Source organism: Hymenobacter qilianensis, from assembly GCF_014489555.1.
Classification (GTDB): Bacteria; Bacteroidota; Bacteroidia; order Cytophagales; family Hymenobacteraceae; genus Hymenobacter; species Hymenobacter qilianensis.
The window spans coordinates 2,667,698-2,684,240 of record NZ_CP060784.1 but is presented as its reverse complement, the minus strand read 5'-3'; the positions used below and the strand labels follow the sequence as shown (position 1 = coordinate 2,684,240).

Below are 16,543 nucleotides of genomic sequence, written 5' to 3'. Positions count from 1 at the left end.
AGTTACTGTTTGGCCCTTATCTACACGTCCGGCTCAGGGCCACCTACCGGAACGCGTTATGAGTAACTCCCTGAAGCTGAGGCTCCAGACCCGCCACCCTGACGGGGCGGCAAAGATACAGGTTTTACAGCAGGATATTTGTGGCAACAGATTGTTTTTTCGTAGTATCTACTTGATATCACATCTGTTGCACCCGACTCTATACAAAGGAACGGTGCTATCATTTCTTATGCTTCTAAGCGGCTGCGGCTTCTACCAGGAGCAATTTGGTAGTTATCACAGAATTAAAGCCAGCAGCAAAGCTTTAACGGAAAAGGCTATCATCAGCTTGATTCAGGATGGCACCCTGCAAACCAGAAATCAACTGTGGCAGTTTCTACTTGCTAAAAGAGCAGCGCTAGGAGAGGTTCGGCTTGCAGGTACATGGGTTGACAGCACTCACGCAATTGGGCACCGAAACAGGAAATCATTCGTAATTTTTCATTCAAACAATCAGGTTTTTTACAGTTTGGCTTTATATAACTGTGGCGAGCCAGTGGTGTCACCGGAAGGATTGATCGGTCCCAACTGTGACCTCCGAATTGAAAGCATTAACGCGTTACAGTCGGACTCAGTCCTGCGTCAAGTGGAGTGGAAAGAGGCAAGCCCTGCCTTAACCGAGTTTAAAGAAGCTATTCTACCGATAATCAGACGACGAATAGAGCTAATGAAGCAGGCAGACTAATTCTTCAACTCTGCCAGAAACTCACGCGCCGTGAGCAGCCGGATGCTGGGAAACTTCACTTGCAGCAGCGCCCGAAAATGAGCGACGTTGGTGACCAGATAATCGGCTTGCCCCACCACAGCTGCCCATCTTATTTATCGGGCTAATTTGCTGACAGAGGTTAAATACCAACAAAAAAGCCCCCAGAAACATTTCTGGGGGCTTTTTTGTGCATTGAATAACCTACTTGCGGCCTAACTCCCGCAGATAAGATACGTGAGAGACTACGGCGTAGCGCATCTTCGGATACTCGTTGTAGGTAATGTCGAACTCTTCGCACATCTGCTTGATGATCTTGCTGATGGCGGGATAGTGCACGTGCGAAATCTTCGGGAACAAGTGGTGCTCTACCTGGAAGTTCAGGCCGCCCACGAGCCAGCTAATGACTTTATTGTGAGTAGCGAAGTTGGCGGTGGTTTTGATCTGGTGAATGGCCCACTCGTCTTCCAGCTTATTCGTGATTTCGTCGGGCATGGGGAAGGCGGCGTGTTCTACGGTATGCGCCAACTGGAACACCAAGCTAAGCGTGAAGCCAGCTATGGCTGCAAACACCACAAACCCTACCAGCCAGGCTACGAAACCGGCCGTGTAAATGGGCAGGGCCACGAATAATAAGAGATGAATTACCTTGAAGCCCCAGAAAACTGACTGGTCGGTGGCCGTCATTTTCTTGATGGGCATACCCCCGATTTTGCCTTTGAAATACTTCTGGTAATCCATGAAGAAGATCCAGGCGATGTAAAGCAGGGCGTAGAGAAACCAGAAATAGAGGTGCTGAAAACGGTGCAGCTTGCGGCGCGGCTGAGTGCTGCTCATGCGCATCCAGGGCTGCACGTCGAGGTCGTCGTCCACGCCGTCCACGTTGGTGTACATGTGGTGGATGAGGTTGTGCTTCATGTTCCACATGAAAGAATTGCCCCCAACACGTTCAGGGTAAAAGCGGCAAACTGGTTGAGCCACTTCGACTTGCTGAAGCTACCATGGGCGCCGTCGTGCATGACGTTGAAGCCGATGGCTGCGCCGATAAGGCCGAGCAGAATGCACTCCAGAATACCGAGTAAGGCGCTTGGCGTGAAAAACACTAGGTGCAGATACACCAGCACAAAGGCCGTCGTCAGAATAAGCGCTTTGACGAAAAGCCCGGAGTTGCCGGTTTGCGGTTTGCCCGCTTCCTCGAAGTAGGCGTTGATCCGAGCCTTTAGCTCGGTGTGAAAAGAGCGGGAAGCCGCAAACTTGGGAACTGACATGAACGCTGGTTGGGTGGAACGGGGGGCAAAGGTATGCCTCTAACCTCAACCAGCGATGGTTAGTTTAAAGCCGAGCAGTAATTCCTTGGGTTAGTAGAAAAAACTGGGGCGGCAAACCTTGGTTTACCGCCCCAGTTGTAGCTCAATTCAGGTAATCGTGCCAGTTCTGATCTATGGTGCCGGCCGAGAGCTTCAGGAAGCCGGCTAGCGTTGGCTTCTTGGGCTGCTGTCGTACCGTGAGGCCTGCTTCGTGCGGTGTGCGGTGGCCTTTGGCGTGGTTGCAGCGGGCGCAGGCCGTCAGCAGATTGGTCCACGACGATTCGCCGCCGCGGGAGCGGGGCAGCACGTGGTCCAGGGTCAGGTTTTTAGTTGATCCGCAGTACTGACACTCGAAATGGTCGCGCTTCATAATGTTGTGCCGACTCAGGGCAATGCCTTTGTAGGGCACGCGCACATAGCGCTGCAGGCGGATAATGCTGGGCTTGGGGAAAGCCTGGCTGATGGAGCGCAATGTTCCGTCTGACCTGGCAATCATCTCAGCCTTGTCCAAAAAAAGCAGCACAAAAGCCTTCTGCACGCTGCAAAGCGTAATCGCGGTGTAGTCACCGTTCAAGACAAGCACTTTTTGATCCATACGCTCAGGGAGAATCGGGTTAGCGAAAGCTAGGTGATTCTTAGCGCATTAACAACAGCCGCCGGGTTAAGTTTCCTTTAGCTCAGGGCTGTGGGGGGCTTTTTTGGTCGTATGGCCCGGCGATACTTTAATCGGGCAGCAACCGCTTGATCAGGCGCAGCTTGTGCGAATATTTCTGGCGCTGTCGGTTGTAAATGCCGTTGTGGTCGAGCGGGTCGATGCGGACCTCGCCGCTGGCGTGCAGAATTTGCTGGTCTTCCAGCAGCATGCCTACGTGTACAATGTTGCCTTCGGCGTTATCAAAAAAGGCCAGATCACCGGGCTGGGTCTGCGAAACGAAATGCACAGTGCGGCCATGGTCAATCTGCTGGCGGGCATCGCGGGGCAGCTGAATATCAACCAAGCCATAAAGCTGCTGCATAAGCCCCGAGCAATCGACGCCAAACAGCGTTTTGCCCCCCACAGATATGGTGCCTTCAGAAAGGCCTGGCCCATTTTCTGAAGCAGTGCGGCCTTGCGGCCAGGGTCACCATTGGACGTAGGATTGGTTGCGGCGCCGTTATAAAACAGCTGCCGCTCGCCCAGGCGCAAGGTCATGCCATCGAAAAAAGGCAGGCGGGCACCCAGCGAAATAGGCTGGCGCGTGTCCGCATCGCTTACCATCTGCACCACGTCGAGGCTGCGAGGGTGAGCATGTGCGCCCCATTCGGTGAAGTAGGTGCTGGTTACGGGTTGGTGTTGCTTCACATCCATCCAGCCCACGTATTGATCGGCCGCAATGCGGACCTGGCACCAATTGCCCTGCGTGAGCACGATGGTATAGCACTCGCCGAAAATGAGCTGGGTGACAATTTCGGCCCGATCAGTAGGCTCGGCCCGCACCGGTACCACGCTCAGGGGGCAAATTCCGTATTCCAAAATGGTGAAATTTTGAAGTTGTGAGTTTGTGGAATACGAACAGCTTTCACTCTGACTTGCTTACCTATTCACGCTGCGAAGCTCCGCCTTTCAATTGAAGCCACCAAGCCATCCTCCACAATTTCGCAATTTCACCACTTCACCTAATAATCGCGCGCCCGGTCCATTTCGCGCTTCTGATCCTTGGCCTTGATGTCTTCGCGCTTGTCGTAGAGCTTTTTGCCTTTGGCCAACGCAATTTCGAGCTTCGCAAAGCCCCGGTCGCTCACAAACAAGCGGATGGGAACAATGGTGAGGCCCTGCTCCTGGCTTTTGTCGGAAAGCTGACGCAGCTCGCGCTTGGTGAGCAGTAATTTCCGCTCGCGGGTGGGCTCGTGGTTGTTGTAAGTGCCTTCGGTGTACTTGGAGATGGAAAGATTGTGCACCCACAGGCTACCGTCGGGGTGGAAGATGCAGAACCCGTCCTGCATGTTCACGTTGCCGTCGCGGATGCTTTTTATTTCGGTGCCTTGCAGCATCATGCCCGCGTCGTACTTCGTCAGAAAAGAATACTCGTGACTGGCCCGGCGATTAACAATATTGACTTTGCGTGGTGCGTCTTTTTCTTTGGCCATAATAACAGAAAGCGCGCTGAGGCGCTGATTAAGCAGATGTTGGGGAACCGGCGCGCAAGGCGGCAAACCGAGCCGCTAGTTTTTCACGACTCACAATGCGCTGTCCGGTGCGGCCGGTAGCTACCAGCCGCTCGCCCACCCGTACTTCTACGGCGCAAGTCAGCTCGCGATTTTCCAGGGCGGCAAAAGTAGCGCGAAATTCCACGGTTTCGCCCGCGAAGGCTGGAGCGTGGTGCTCCACTTGCAGCATCGTCCCGATGCCCTCCTCCCCTGCTTCCAGCATTTCCAGTACAAACAGCCGCCCTGCCCACTCCATCCCGCGCCCCAAGGCAAACGTGCTCAGCACCTCATGCACCGTATGGCCTTCCATCGTCGCAAAGTCAGCTGCTGTCACGACGAAGGAATAGGTTTTGACGTCGCCGGGGTGGAAGGGGCTTTTCATGAAACGCTAACGGATAATGGCAATAAAGGCGGTCATGCCGAGGCGGAGCCGAAGCATCTCGCGTGCTAATGCTGGATTACTAATCTTACTAAACACGTGAGATGCTTCGGTTCCGCCTCGGCATGACTGCCTTTTTGTTTTTTGTCATCACCCCTCCTATCCCAACTTCAACCGTGGGTCAGGGCTGACGAGCTGGGGGGCAAAATCGCCGGCCTCGAACTGAAAATGCGCTGTCATGGCGACCATAGCAGCATTATCCGTGCAGTACTGAAACTCGGGAATGAATACGGCCCAGCCTTTTTCTAAAGCTAATTCCTGCAAAGCGGCGCGCAGACCGGAATTAGCGGCCACGCCACCAGCCAGCGCAATCTGCGTCAGGCCTAAGTCGGCGGCGGCGCGCTGAAGCTGGCGCAGCAGGGTCTGAATAATAGTGTACTGGATGCTGGCGCAGAGGTCTGGCAAATTCTCCTGAATGAAGTCCGGGTTCTTGGCCGATTGCTGACGAAGAAAATACATCACAGCCGTCTTGAGGCCGCTAAACGAGAAATCGTAGCCGGGCATGGCACCCACCGGAAACGGGAAGCGGGTGGGGTTGCCGGTGCTGGCCAGCTTATCCAGGTGCGGACCGGCCGGATACGGCAGGCCAAGCAGCTTGCCGGTTTTGTCGAAAGCTTCGCCGGCCGCATCGTCGATGGTCTGGCCGATTACCTGCATGTCTGGGGGCTTTTTACGACCACCAGTTGCGTGTGGCCGCCACTCACCGTCAGGCAGAGAAAGGGAAACGTAGGGCGCGGCTCATTAATAAAATGCGCCAGAATGTGTGCCCGCATGTGATTGACAGCCAGTAGCGGCTTACCCAGCGCCAGCGCAAAGGTTTTGGCGAACATGCTGCCGACCAGCAACGAGCCCAGCAGCCCCGGCCCTTGAGTAAAAGCCACTGCATCAAGCTCAGCTTTGGTTACGCCAGCTTGGCGCAGTGCCTCCTGCACCACCGGAATCAGGTGCTGTTGGTGAGCCCGCGAAGCTAACTCCGGCACCACGCCGCCGTATTGTTCGTGTACACGCTGCGTGGCCACTACATTGGAGCGAATTTGCCCCCAGCTAGCACAGCGGCCGAGGTGTCGTCGCAGGATGATTCGATGGCCAGAATGATTGGATACGGATTCATAGGATGCAAGCCAATGTGCCTTAGTACTACTGGCGTCAAAAGAGAGTAAACAGCAGTTAGCATTTCGTTAACCAACCGCCACAGATTTATAACCCAAAGGTCGTTTAAATACCTAAATTTCTGCCCTGCTGTCGACGCTTGAGGCTGCGTTTCCTGACTCGACAATTGATTGAGAAACTTAAAAAGCCTTGGCTTACAGGCCAAGGCTTTTTGTGTCAGAGTTCAACGATAAGGATGGTTAGGTTCAAAAGCCTAAACCCATCGTGAAGCCACTAATATCTCTATCAGAGTTAGGAACAAATAAGCTAACATCGCTTACTAATGTAGCCCTGCCCGTCGATAGATTAATGGTGTAGAGCCCGGTCGTAATGTTGCTGCTACCACTCCTATTCATAATAGCGTAGGCACTATTACTGGTGCTACCAATGTCGAAATCAGTTCTGCCAGCTCGCATACCCAAGGGTCCGATTTCTACCAACGTGCCCGCATTAGGGGGATTCTGCAGATAAAGGCTGTTAGCGTCGATGACATACAAATTAGTAGTTGTCGCACCCACAAAGTTGTTATCGTAGGCTACCGCACCGACAAATGGCCTGAAACCATTGAAATTCGGATTGAGACCTCTATCCCTTGTAACAGTTGCGTCAAGTGGATTTACACGCAGGTTAGCGTTAGTGTAACCCTCCACAATGCGGATCTCGTCTGTTACAGGATTAAAATCAAAGCCAAGAAAGAAATCAGCAAACACCACATCTAAGGAGCCAACAAACGTAGCCGCAGCTGTAGCTGCGTTGATCGTAACAAGCCGGTAATTAGTTGTAATTGCATAAATCTGTCCATTCGCCGGACGAAAGTCTATCCCTTGAATAAACTCATTGGTGAGTAGTCCTGTAATAGGCTTACTGACGCGAGCAGTGGGATTGGTAGGATTAAAAATTACTAAATCGTTGAATTTAATGGGATTTGTGTTCCTATAATTTGCCAGTACAGCATAGGCTACCGGTTGAGTTGGAATAGCCACTCCCGAGTACCCTAGGCTCTGACTGTATTGAGCAAGCGGTTGGGTATCGCCCGTATTCAGGTTAACCGTAAATAAGGTTGGTTTGCCGGCTACATCAAATAAGCCCAAAGCGGTACCACTTTTGGCGTCAATATCGAAGCCGCCGTCGCCGCTGATGCCGAGCTTGAGGTCGCCCACGACCGCCAGCATACCATTGTTGGGCGGATCCTGGCGGTAGAGCTTATCGGTGGCTGGGTCGAGGTCGTAGAGCACGGTGGCGCTGGCACCAGCTACGTTGTTGGTATAGGCAGAAGCCGTGATTATGGCTCCGGCAGCACCGTTGATGGTTCCGTCAACGATAGTTCCGGCCCCAGTCTCCGGATTCAGCCGCAGGTTCTGCCCCGTGCTGGTCACGATGCGGATGCGGTCAACCGTGGGATTGAAGTCAAAGCCCACTAGGCTGCCCTCTAATGCAGGCATAAAAGCACCCGAACCAACGGCATGGGCCCTGCCCGTCAGATGGTTAATTATATAAATGCGATTGGCGCTGCTTACTCCATAGAGCTGCCCCGAGGCGGGGCGGAAGTCGATAGCCAAGATGCGTTCACCACCCTGCAAACCTGTGATGTCGACCGAAGCCGTGCGAACGGCCGGAGCCTTAGTAGAGTACGCGTCTAATTTGGTACCACCAGACAAGGTATAAAACGGAATGTCTAAGCCTAGATTAGGAAAAGAAGGTGGTGGAGTGGGTTTAGGAAAGTACTGCTCCAGAATATCCTCACAACTAGTCAGAGAAGCCAATAGCAGCAAACACATACCAAGCTTCTTGAAGTATACAGTTTTTTTCATTCATCTAATTTTTTAGGATTTAAACAATAAAAATTTAAGTTATATGGTTTCTAACGTAGGGGGATTCTTTATGGATGCGTAATTTATAGTCTTATTTAAATAATATATTAAAAGCACCAATTAGGCTTATCGGAGGGCTTTTTGAGGAATCTGCTATGTATGTTTTCTACTTTAAAATCAAAAAACTCAGCTATTGATTAAACTAAACAGGTTTAATCGACTCTCTAAGGAAATGATGAAATCTTGAGGCCACGTTTAAGTCCCTGATTCGTACTTATGGCAACGTCAGCCAACGATTAGGCGAAAAGCAGCATCTTCGTCGTTACATTCCTTTCTGCTCATCCTCTTCCCGTGCCCCGTTTTATCTCCGTTCTGCTCAAAATCCTGCTGGGGCTGCTCCTGCTTGTGGTGCTGGCGGTGGGCACGGTGTTGGTAGCGCTGCGGATACCGAGCGTACAGACGAGAGTGGCGCAGCGGGCAGCCACTTATTTGTCGGATAAGCTGGGCCAGCGCGTGAGTATTGGACGGGTGGATATCCGGCCGTTTTCGCGGGTGCTGCTCCAGAATGTGCAGGTGCAGGACCGGCGCGGCGGCGAGCTGTTTCACATCGGGCAGGCGGAGGCGGATATTCAGCTGTTTTCGCTGTTGAATCCGCGCCATCTGCATGTAGGTCAGCTGGTGCTGAATGAGCCGCGCTTTGCTCTCGTCACGTACGCCGATGCCCCTGATTCTACCAATTTAAGTCAGTTTGTGTCTGCTGTGCGCTGCCTGCTCGGCCCCACCGACACCACCAAAGTTAAAAAGCCCTTCGATTTTCAGATTCAAAGCGTGGGGCTGCGCAATGGCCGCTTCGTGTTAGAGAGGCAAAACCAGCCGCGCGTCAAATACGGCATCGACTACGCACACATGCAAGTCGACAGCATCTATGCTGATTTCTCGGGCATCAAAATGCACGGCGACACTATCATCACCCGCATTCGGGATATGCGCGCCGTAGAAACGCCTTCGAAAACCCGCGTGCAGCACTGGGACACCGACATGACGTTTGCGCCCACCTATTGGGAGTTTGCCAATACCGACCTGCGCGTGGGCCGCAGCTACCTCAAGGACTACGTTCGCTTTGACTATAAGCGCTTTCTCAACTTCACGCACTTCAACGATTCGGTGCGCGTCACGGCGCGGCTAGGGCCCACGCGGCTTTTCTCCGACGATATCGCTCATTTTGCCCCCCAGCTCCGCGACCTGAACGAAACGGTGCTGCTTTCAGGTGAGGCCAAAGGCTACGTCACCAATTTTACCACCCGCAACCTCGACGTGCGCTACGGGCAAAACACGCACGTAGTAGGCAACATAAACGTGGAAGGGCTGCCAAATCTGAAGGAAAGCTTCGTGGAAATGCGCTTGCAGCCCTCCGTGATTGATGGGCGCGACATTCGCAAATTCGTGCCGGCCAAGGGTTGGGCTTATGTGCAGCGCTTGGGTACGGTGAAGCTCAAAGGGCAATTTCTGGGCTTCTATAACGACTTCGTCGCCAATGGATCCTTCAATACTGCTTTGGGTGATGTGGTTTCGGACGTTAATATCAAGTTCAAAACCGATCCGCGCTATTCTAATTATGAAGGCCAGGTAAAAACCACTGGCTTCCAGCTGGGCAAGTTTCTGGGCGACCAAAGCACCGTGCGCGACATTGCCTTCAGCGGGCGTGTGGAAGGCGTAGGCTTTACGCCCGAAGGTGCCCGCCTGCGGGCCAATGCCACCGTGCAAAGCATTTGGCTGAAAGGCTACCGCCTGCGCAACATCACCACCAACGGCCAGTTCAGCCGCGAAACCTTTGAGGGCAAGCTGGCCATTAATGACCCCGCCCTGCAGATATCCGCCGACGGCCGCGTAGACCTGAACAAGGCGCGGCAGGCTTTCGATTTGCGGGCGCAGGTGCGTCGCGCCGATTTGCGGGCCCTTGGCCTCACCGATCAGGCCGTTACCGTTGCCACCAAAGCCGATCTGCGGTTTCAGGGATTGAAGCTTGACGATCTGATTGGCCGCATTATTCTGCGCGAAACCAAGGTGGGCTACGCCGGCCGCAACGTGGCCATCGACACTCTCGATATTGTAAGCCAGCGCCAGAACGGGCAGCGCAGCGTGGCTGTGCGCTCCGAAGTACTCAACCTTACGGCCAACGGCGACTTCGACTTCACTACTGTAGCCCGTGATGTGCAGACGCTCATCAAGGAATATCAGCTCAACTTCGAAAGCAACGAGACTACGACCGCCAACTACTACCGCCGCAAGCGCCAGGGGGCAATTTCTGAGTATGCTATTGACTTAGATCTTCATCTGAAGCACGCTAATCCGGTGATTCAGCTATTCGTGCCCAAGCTGGAGATATCCGACTACTCGCGGGTGGAGGGTTCTTTCCGCAATGGCCCTACTTCTATTTTCACTCTGGCCGGGCAATTTGACAGCTTGCGCTACGATAGCATTCGGGCCGTGAATACGTCGATGGAGTTGCTCACCTCCAAGTTGCCCTATCAGCCCGAAATACTCGCACAAGCTAACATCACTTCCGAAAAGCAAAAGCTTCCCCTTCTGAATCAGACAGAAAACTTCTACGTGGAAGGGGTTTGGGATCAGGACAAAATCAATTTTTCGACCTCGCTCGCCCAAACCGGCACCACCAACCGGGGTGCTATTAATGGCTCAGTAGCTTTTTTGCCGCAGGCCGTGCAAGTGGTATTTCGGCAGTCGGGCCTCAACCTTTTGGGAAAAGACTGGACGCTGGCGCCTGAAAACGTAGTTCTTATTTCTAACGCCGGCAAAGAGATTGATATCCGCAGCCTGACTCTATCGAATGGTGCTCAACAGGTAAGTGCTCAAGGCTTCATTTCCACCGATCCGGCCAAAACGCTACAGCTTGCCGTTCAGAACCTGGAGCTGGCTACGCTAAGCTCACTGACCAAACAGAATATTACGGGCGTGGCCAATGCGCAGGGAACCGTGAGCGGCGTTTTTGGCGCCCTGGTTGTGAACAGCTCGCTGGTCGTCGATTCGCTTCGCTTTGATGATATCCTGATCGGTAACGTTACGGGCAGCAGCGACTGGGATAACACCACCAGTAAGCTGGGTGTGAACCTGGATGTGATGAACAGCCAGCAGCGCGTGCTCACGGTGACCGGCACCGTAGCGCCGCGCGAGCCTATACGCCAGCTCGACCTTACCGCCGTGCTCGACAGTGCGCCGGTGAAAATAGCGGAACCCCTGCTAGGCACACTCTTCGACAATATGCGCGGCACGGCCGTGGGTCGGCTGCGGCTGACTGGTCCGCTGGCCGGCCCCAACCTTGTGGGCGACGTGGATGTGAGCAATGGTCGTTTCAAGTTTATTTACCTGGGCACCACCTACCGCTTCACCGACCGTATTTCCTTCCGCGAAGATCGTATCGTTTTCCGGGAGGTAACGCTGCGCGACGTGTTCGGCAATACAGGCACGCTCGACGGGGAAATCCGACATCAGGGCTTTCAGAATATGGTGCTTAATCTGAGCGCCGATTTCCGCAAGCTCCAGCTGCTTAATACTACGCGCAAGGAAAACGAGCTCTACTTCGGCCGGGCCTACGGCACAGGCGAGGCGCGTGTGTTTGGCCCAGTCGATAACCTAACCGTGAACGTGACGGCGCGTAGCGAGGCGGGCACCCGGGTTTCACTTCCCCTGGATAATGCAGCCAAAGCCGAACAGGCCAGCTATATCAAGTTTGTAAATCGCAACCTGCCCACCGATACAACCTCCACCGTGCCCATCGTAGCGTCCGCTGCCGGCCGGGTTGATTTGTCGGGCTTGCAACTCAACTTCAACCTCACGGTGACTGAGGATGCTTACGTGGAGATTATTCTCGACGAAAGCACCGGCGACGTAATTCGTGGTACGGCTGTGGGGCAGTTGCGCCTAAACGTGGATACACGCGGCGAATTCAATATGTACGGTCAGATCGAAATCGTGCGGGGGGCTTATAATTTCACCTTGCAGGGCCTGATTAACAAGGAATTTGTGGTGCGGCCCGGCGGCACCATTTCTTGGAATGGCAACCCGCTGGATGGTCAGATGAACGTAACGGCCGCTTACACGCAGCGCACCTCTTTGGCGCCGGTACTAGGCACAGTTACTGCAAGCGGAGGCGCAGTAGTTCCCGTTACGGCCGTGATGAATCTGACGGGTCCGTTGTTGTTGCCGGCCATTCAACTAGGATTGGAATTTAATGACGCCCCTTCAGCTTTAGAAAGTGAGTTAGCCGCGTTTACTAACTCTCTTCGCAACGACGAGCAAGAGCTCAATCGCCAGGTTTTCAGTTTATTGGTCTTTAAACAACTTTCACCTCTTGGCTCTTTCGCTCAGCTTTCGTTGAGTGGCAGCAATAACACAGTCGGCAATAGCCTGGGGCAGGTTCTCTCTACGCAGCTAGGTCTGCTTACTTCCCAGATCGACCAAAACCTGGAAATTGACTTCAACCTCAACGGCCTTTCCCAGGAGCAGCTTCAAGCGTTGCAGGTGCGTCTGAGCTACAGCTTCATGAATGGCCGCCTGCGTGTGACCCGCGAAGGCGGCTTTACCAATTCCACCAACCTGGGCACCGTTCCCGGTTCCGACATCGACCAGACAGCCCAAACGTCCCTGCTCGGCGACCTGAGTCTGGAATACTACCTCCAGCCCGATGGCCGTTTTCGGGCGCGCTTACGCTACCAGACCACGCCCCGCGACCTAGAAACCATCAATCAGCCGCGCGCGGCCGTCAGCTTGCTGCATACGGAGCAGTTCGATTCGTTGCAAGAGCTTTTTGCACGTAAGCGCGTTCGTCGCCGCGACGAAGCCGCTCGCAAAGCCCGCGAAGCCCTCATCGTAGACGATGATCCTCGCACCATTATGTAGTCGACCACTATGCTGTGTTTGTGGGGAGGCCAGAATTGCGTTTTGACGGTGCTGGGGGGCTTTTTTCTAATTCAAATCTGGTAATTGCGTTCATTGCTAATTGCTAATCCTACCTTTGCGGCATGGCATCACCTCCCCGTTCGTCCACTCGTAAGAAAAAGCTGGGTAATTACCCGCACACGATGGTCGTGTTTAGTATCACGCTGGCGTTGCTGGTTATTGGGCTTTTTGGGCTGCTGCTGGTTCACGCCCACAAGCTTTCCAACTTAGTAAAAGAGAACCTGGAAATGCAGGTCTATCTAGACCGCGACCTGCCCGAAGCCCAGCTCCTACGCTTGCAGCAAGCCTTTTCGAGTAAGCCCTATATTGCCTTCCGCGACCGGCAGCCCCAAGTGCGATTCTTATCAAAAGAAGAAGGAGCCCGGCAGTTCATCGAGCAAACCGGCGAAGATTTCCAGCAGTTTCTGGGCGATAATCCATTGCGCGACGCGTATATTCTGCGCATCAATTCTGAGTACACTGACTCGCTCAACCTGCGCAAAATAGAGCAGGAGCTACGCGCTGAAAGTGGCGTGCATGAAGTGCAATACGTACAAAGCCTGATTACCAGCATCAACCAGAATGTACGCAAGCTCAGCCTAGTGCTGCTTGGCTTTGCCGTGGTACTTACGCTCGTCGTGACGATACTCATTAACAATACCATCAAGTTGGCTCTATTCTCCCAGCGTTTCCTGATTCGGAGTATGCAGCTGGTTGGGGCTACTTCCTTCTTTATTCAACGCCCGTTTTTGCGACGTGCTACCTGGCAAGGCTTTGTTAGCGGAACCTTGGCGGCCCTTATTCTCCTGGCTTTGCAGCAATACGCTTACTTGCAGGTAGATGAGCTTCGGCTTTTGCTCGATGAGCGGTTAATTGGCGCTTTGCTGGTACTGATGGTCGTGCTAGGCTGCGTCATTGGCTTTTTCAGCTCCTACCGCGCCGTGCGGAAGTACCTAGGCATGTCGCTCGACGATTTATATTAACATTAACTCACCTCTATCAAGCTGTGCCGAATACATAGCTTGAAACCCCATTTGGATTCCATGGAACAACGCCCCACTTCCCATTTCGCTTTCGGGCCACGCAATTATCGGCTCATGTTTATAGGCTTGGCCATGTTGGTGGCAGGGTTTATCACCATGACCCTCGACACTGCGGACTACGGCCTTGGGTTTCTGGGCATCACACTTGGTCCCATTTTATTGGTTGTTGGGTTCATTATTGAGTTTTTTGCCATTATGGCTAAGCCTGGGGGGCAAAGTTCAACCCCCGCCGAGACTATTTCAGTGGAGGCAGCCTCAACTGCCAGCGTCTCGCCACCAGTGGTTGCCCCTACCCCGGCAGCACGCCCTACTTACAAGCGTTAATAGATGAATTATTGGCATGCGCTGATCCTCGCAATTGTGGAGGGTCTGACGGAGTTTTTACCGGTATCCAGCACCGGCCACATGATTATTGTGGCCAATCTGCTCGGAATCGGGCAAGCTCCGTTTACGGAAGTTTACATTACCTCTATTCAGTTTGGGGCTATTTTGTCGGTAGTTGCGCTGTACTGGCGCCGCTTTTTGCAGAGCTTTGATTTTTACCTAAAGCTGGCCGTTGCCTTTATTCCGTTTGGAATTCTGGGCTTCGTGTTGAAAGACGTAATCACCGAATTATTGAAAAGCGTGACGGTGGTAGCCATTTCCTTGGTCCTGGGGGGCATTATTCTACTGTTCGTTGATAAGTGGTTTGATGGGGAGCGCAAGCAAGTGACCACACCCAACATCAAGCAGGCGTTCAAAATCGGTTTGTTTCAGTGCATCGCCCTGATTCCGGGCGTGTCGCGCTCGGCGGCCACCATCGTAGGTGGTCTTAGCCAGGGCTTCGACCGCCGCTCCGCCGCCGACTTTTCGTTTCTATTGGCGGTGCCCACCATGTTTGTTATTACTGCGTATCAACTCTATAAAGCCTACAAAATCACGCCGCTACAGCCCGGCGATTTGCAAGTGCTGGCGTTTGGTAATGTGGTAGCGTTTGTGGTGGCGCTGTTGGCGGTTAATTCGTTTGTAAACTTTGTGTCGCGCTTTGGCTTCCGGTCCTTTGGCATATATCGCATCGGCATCGGCGTTATTATTCTGCTAATGATAGGGTTGGGTATTGATCTGCAATTGATATGAAGCAGAAGGAATTTGACTTTGAGGCCGGCGAGGTTTTGTTACTGGACAAGCCGCTTACCTGGACGTCGTTTGACGTGGTGCGCAAGGTGAAAAACATGCTGCGCATCAAAAAGATAGGCCACGCGGGCACACTCGATCCGTTAGCAACTGGTTTGCTCATCTTGTGTACGGGCAAGAAAACCAAGGACATCGACTCGATTCAGGCGCAGGAGAAAGAATATACTGGCACCTTTCGCCTCGGCCAGACCACGCCTAGCTTCGATCTGGAAACGCCCGTCGATGCGGAGCTGCCCTATGCCCACCTCACCGAGGCCGACCTGCAAGCAGCTACTGCGCCTTTCGTGGGCCTTATTGAGCAGACACCGCCGCTATTCTCAGCCGTAAAAATCAATGGCGAGCGAGCCTACGAAGTAGCCCGCCGTGGCGATACTGCCGAAATCAAGAGTAAGCAAATTACTATTACCGCGTTTGAGCTAACCAGCATTTCCTTGCCTGATATTCAGTTTCGGGTGGTATGCTCTAAAGGCACCTACATCCGCAGTCTCGCTCGGGATTTTGGAGTGGCTCTTGGCTGTGGCGCGCATCTTACCCAGCTCGCTCGCACTCGTATTGGGGAGTACTCATTATCGGATGCACTTACTATAGCTGATATTGAAGCCCTGCGCCCACCCCGCTCAGAAGCTGACCTAGCCAAGCAAGCGCGGCCAGCCGATAACCGGCGGCGACCTGTGCGCCAGGGCTTAGCTTACTACGACGCTTCTACCGCCGCGGCAGCTTCCGCCGCCGACGAAAAAGCCCCCCAGGAATAGTTTTCCCGTCATTTAGCCACCCAAGCAGATGCAAGTTTTCCGTGACCCGGCGCAATTCCCGTTTCTAGGTCAAGCTGTCGTGACGAGCGGCACCTTCGATGGCGTACATGTAGGGCACCAGAAAATCCTTCATCGGCTATTGGAAGTGGCCCGGCAAAGCGGTGGCCCGGCCGTAGTCATTACCTATTGGCCGCACCCGCGCCTGGTGCTCGACCCACCACCTACTCACCCGGAGCCGCTTGATTTGCAGCTGCTTTCTACCTTGGATGAGCGAATTGAGCGCCTTGAACAGTTTGGTGTCGATTATCTGCTGATTGTTCCATTTACCCGCGAGTTCGCGCAGCTTTCTTCCGAGGAATATATTCAGCAGCTGCTCCTACGCACGGTAGGAACAAAAAAGCTGGTAATAGGCTATGACCACCGTTTTGGCAAAAACCGCGAAGGAGGATTTGAATACCTTAGCAAACATGCCGACCGCTACGGCCTGGAAGTAGAAGAGATTCCGCGCGAAGACGTAGACGCGGTTGGGGTGAGCAGCACCCGCATCCGTCGCGCTCTGCTTAGCGGCGACATTGCCACGGCCAATCGCCACCTCGGCTATCCTTACTCACTGACTGGCAAAGTGGTACGCGGACAGCAGCTCGGCCGCACTATCGGTTTTCCTACCGCCAATCTGGAACTGGAGGAGGCCTCTAAGCTGGTGCCGGCTCATGGCGTGTACGCCGTACTGGCTACCACCGCCGACGGGGATGTGCAGCAGGGCATGCTCAATATTGGCGTGCGTCCTACCGTAGGGGGCAATTTGGCGCAAACCATTGAAGTACATCTGCTGGATTTCTCGGATGACATATACGAGCAGCCGCTGACCATTCAGTTGATAGCCCGCCTCCGCGATGAGCAAAAATTTGCGAACCTAGATGAGTTGAAGGCACAATTGGCCAAAGACGCCGATGCAGCCCGCCAGCATTTGGTGGGGGGCTAATT

14 protein-coding genes and 2 pseudogenes are annotated in these 16,543 nt (G+C 53.6%); 7 read left to right on the top strand and 9 right to left on the bottom strand.

What is annotated here, in order from left to right; translation table 11 throughout:
• Window positions 1-58 precede the first annotated feature (58 nt).
• Window positions 59-724 carry a hypothetical protein gene (locus H9L05_RS12405; RefSeq protein ID WP_187731255.1) on the top strand — a complete coding sequence of 222 codons (666 nt, stop codon included), beginning with the start codon at window positions 59-61 and terminating at the stop codon, window positions 722-724.
• Between the two features lie 222 nt (window positions 725-946).
• Here the strand turns inward: H9L05_RS12405 and H9L05_RS12400 are convergent, their stop codons facing one another.
• The 9 genes and pseudogenes from H9L05_RS12400 to H9L05_RS12370 form a co-directional block, all read right to left on the bottom strand.
• Window positions 947-1,660 (bottom strand): fatty acid desaturase family protein, encoded by a 714-nt coding sequence (locus tag H9L05_RS12400; protein WP_317174943.1) that lies wholly within the window; start codon window positions 1,658-1,660, stop codon window positions 947-949.
• Window positions 1,657-2,010, bottom strand: a complete 354-nt coding sequence (locus H9L05_RS26130; protein WP_317174942.1) for a hypothetical protein — start codon at window positions 2,008-2,010, stop codon at window positions 1,657-1,659. The genes H9L05_RS12400 and H9L05_RS26130 overlap by 4 nt, the downstream gene beginning before the upstream one ends.
• Window positions 2,011-2,152: 142 nt before the next feature.
• Window positions 2,153-2,644: an HNH endonuclease gene (locus tag H9L05_RS12395; RefSeq protein WP_187731254.1), complete on the bottom strand. Its 492-nt coding sequence runs from the start codon at window positions 2,642-2,644 to the stop codon at window positions 2,153-2,155.
• Between the two features lie 127 nt (window positions 2,645-2,771).
• Window positions 2,772-3,065: a C40 family peptidase gene (locus H9L05_RS23625; protein WP_262892518.1), complete on the bottom strand. Its 294-nt coding sequence runs from the start codon at window positions 3,063-3,065 to the stop codon at window positions 2,772-2,774.
• A 380-nt stretch (window positions 3,066-3,445) separates the two neighbouring features.
• Window positions 3,446-3,526 (bottom strand): annotated as a pseudogene (locus H9L05_RS25050) (hypothetical protein); the annotation flags it as partial.
• A gap of 179 nt (window positions 3,527-3,705) precedes the next feature.
• Window positions 3,706-4,176 carry an SsrA-binding protein SmpB gene (gene smpB / locus H9L05_RS12385; protein WP_084446556.1) on the bottom strand — a complete coding sequence of 157 codons (471 nt, stop codon included), beginning with the start codon at window positions 4,174-4,176 and terminating at the stop codon, window positions 3,706-3,708.
• A gap of 28 nt (window positions 4,177-4,204) precedes the next feature.
• Window positions 4,205-4,618, bottom strand: a complete 414-nt coding sequence (locus H9L05_RS12380) for a thioesterase family protein (RefSeq protein WP_187731253.1) — start codon at window positions 4,616-4,618, stop codon at window positions 4,205-4,207.
• A gap of 156 nt (window positions 4,619-4,774) precedes the next feature.
• A pseudogene (gene tsaD, locus H9L05_RS12375) lies at window positions 4,775-5,786 on the bottom strand (tRNA (adenosine(37)-N6)-threonylcarbamoyltransferase complex transferase subunit TsaD).
• A 244-nt stretch (window positions 5,787-6,030) separates the two neighbouring features.
• Complete coding sequence (locus H9L05_RS12370) at window positions 6,031-7,635, bottom strand: DUF4394 domain-containing protein (protein WP_187731252.1); 1,605 nt, start codon at window positions 7,633-7,635, stop codon at window positions 6,031-6,033.
• A gap of 351 nt (window positions 7,636-7,986) precedes the next feature.
• Between H9L05_RS12370 and H9L05_RS12365 the strand changes: the two genes are divergently transcribed.
• The 6 genes from H9L05_RS12365 (at window position 7,987) to H9L05_RS12340 (ending at window position 16,541) form a co-directional block, all read left to right on the top strand.
• A complete protein-coding gene (locus H9L05_RS12365; RefSeq protein WP_187731251.1) occupies window positions 7,987-12,552 on the top strand; it encodes a translocation/assembly module TamB domain-containing protein in 4,566 nt (1,521 codons plus the stop codon).
• A gap of 122 nt (window positions 12,553-12,674) precedes the next feature.
• Entirely contained in the window at window positions 12,675-13,574 is a 900-nt protein-coding gene (locus tag H9L05_RS12360) for a cell division protein FtsX (RefSeq protein ID WP_187310194.1), read from the top strand.
• Window positions 13,575-13,634: 60 nt separating this feature from the next.
• Window positions 13,635-13,958: a DUF3098 domain-containing protein gene (locus H9L05_RS12355; RefSeq protein WP_187731250.1), complete on the top strand. Its 324-nt coding sequence runs from the start codon at window positions 13,635-13,637 to the stop codon at window positions 13,956-13,958.
• A 3-nt stretch (window positions 13,959-13,961) separates the two neighbouring features.
• Window positions 13,962-14,750: an undecaprenyl-diphosphate phosphatase gene (locus H9L05_RS12350; RefSeq protein WP_187731249.1), complete on the top strand. Its 789-nt coding sequence runs from the start codon at window positions 13,962-13,964 to the stop codon at window positions 14,748-14,750.
• Window positions 14,747-15,559: a tRNA pseudouridine(55) synthase TruB gene (truB, locus tag H9L05_RS12345; RefSeq protein WP_187731248.1), complete on the top strand. Its 813-nt coding sequence runs from the start codon at window positions 14,747-14,749 to the stop codon at window positions 15,557-15,559. The genes H9L05_RS12350 and truB overlap by 4 nt, the downstream gene beginning before the upstream one ends.
• A 28-nt stretch (window positions 15,560-15,587) precedes the next feature.
• Window positions 15,588-16,541: a bifunctional riboflavin kinase/FAD synthetase gene (locus H9L05_RS12340; protein ID WP_187731247.1), complete on the top strand. Its 954-nt coding sequence runs from the start codon at window positions 15,588-15,590 to the stop codon at window positions 16,539-16,541.
• The last annotated feature ends 2 nt before the right edge of the window (window positions 16,542-16,543 follow it).

What these genes read in the sequence shown, in the direction of transcription:
- H9L05_RS12405 (WP_187731255.1), top strand. Translation starts at nt 59, where the DNA reads ATGAGTAACTCCCTGAAGCTGAGGCTCCAGACCCGCCACCCTGACGGG.
- H9L05_RS12400 (WP_317174943.1), bottom strand. Translation starts at nt 1,660, where the DNA reads ATGAAGCACAACCTCATCCACCACATGTACACCAACGTGGACGGCGTG.
- H9L05_RS26130 (WP_317174942.1), bottom strand. Translation starts at nt 2,010, where the DNA reads ATGTCAGTTCCCAAGTTTGCGGCTTCCCGCTCTTTTCACACCGAGCTA.
- H9L05_RS12395 (WP_187731254.1), bottom strand. Translation starts at nt 2,644, where the DNA reads ATGGATCAAAAAGTGCTTGTCTTGAACGGTGACTACACCGCGATTACG.
- H9L05_RS23625 (WP_262892518.1), bottom strand. Translation starts at nt 3,065, where the DNA reads ATGCAGCAGCTTTATGGCTTGGTTGATATTCAGCTGCCCCGCGATGCC.
- smpB (WP_084446556.1), bottom strand. Translation starts at nt 4,176, where the DNA reads ATGGCCAAAGAAAAAGACGCACCACGCAAAGTCAATATTGTTAATCGC.
- H9L05_RS12380 (WP_187731253.1), bottom strand. Translation starts at nt 4,618, where the DNA reads ATGAAAAGCCCCTTCCACCCCGGCGACGTCAAAACCTATTCCTTCGTC.
- H9L05_RS12370 (WP_187731252.1), bottom strand. Translation starts at nt 7,635, where the DNA reads ATGAAAAAAACTGTATACTTCAAGAAGCTTGGTATGTGTTTGCTGCTA.
- H9L05_RS12360 (WP_187310194.1), top strand. Translation starts at nt 12,675, where the DNA reads ATGGCATCACCTCCCCGTTCGTCCACTCGTAAGAAAAAGCTGGGTAAT.
- H9L05_RS12355 (WP_187731250.1), top strand. Translation starts at nt 13,635, where the DNA reads ATGGAACAACGCCCCACTTCCCATTTCGCTTTCGGGCCACGCAATTAT.
- H9L05_RS12350 (WP_187731249.1), top strand. Translation starts at nt 13,962, where the DNA reads ATGAATTATTGGCATGCGCTGATCCTCGCAATTGTGGAGGGTCTGACG.
- truB (WP_187731248.1), top strand. Translation starts at nt 14,747, where the DNA reads ATGAAGCAGAAGGAATTTGACTTTGAGGCCGGCGAGGTTTTGTTACTG.
- H9L05_RS12340 (WP_187731247.1), top strand. Translation starts at nt 15,588, where the DNA reads ATGCAAGTTTTCCGTGACCCGGCGCAATTCCCGTTTCTAGGTCAAGCT.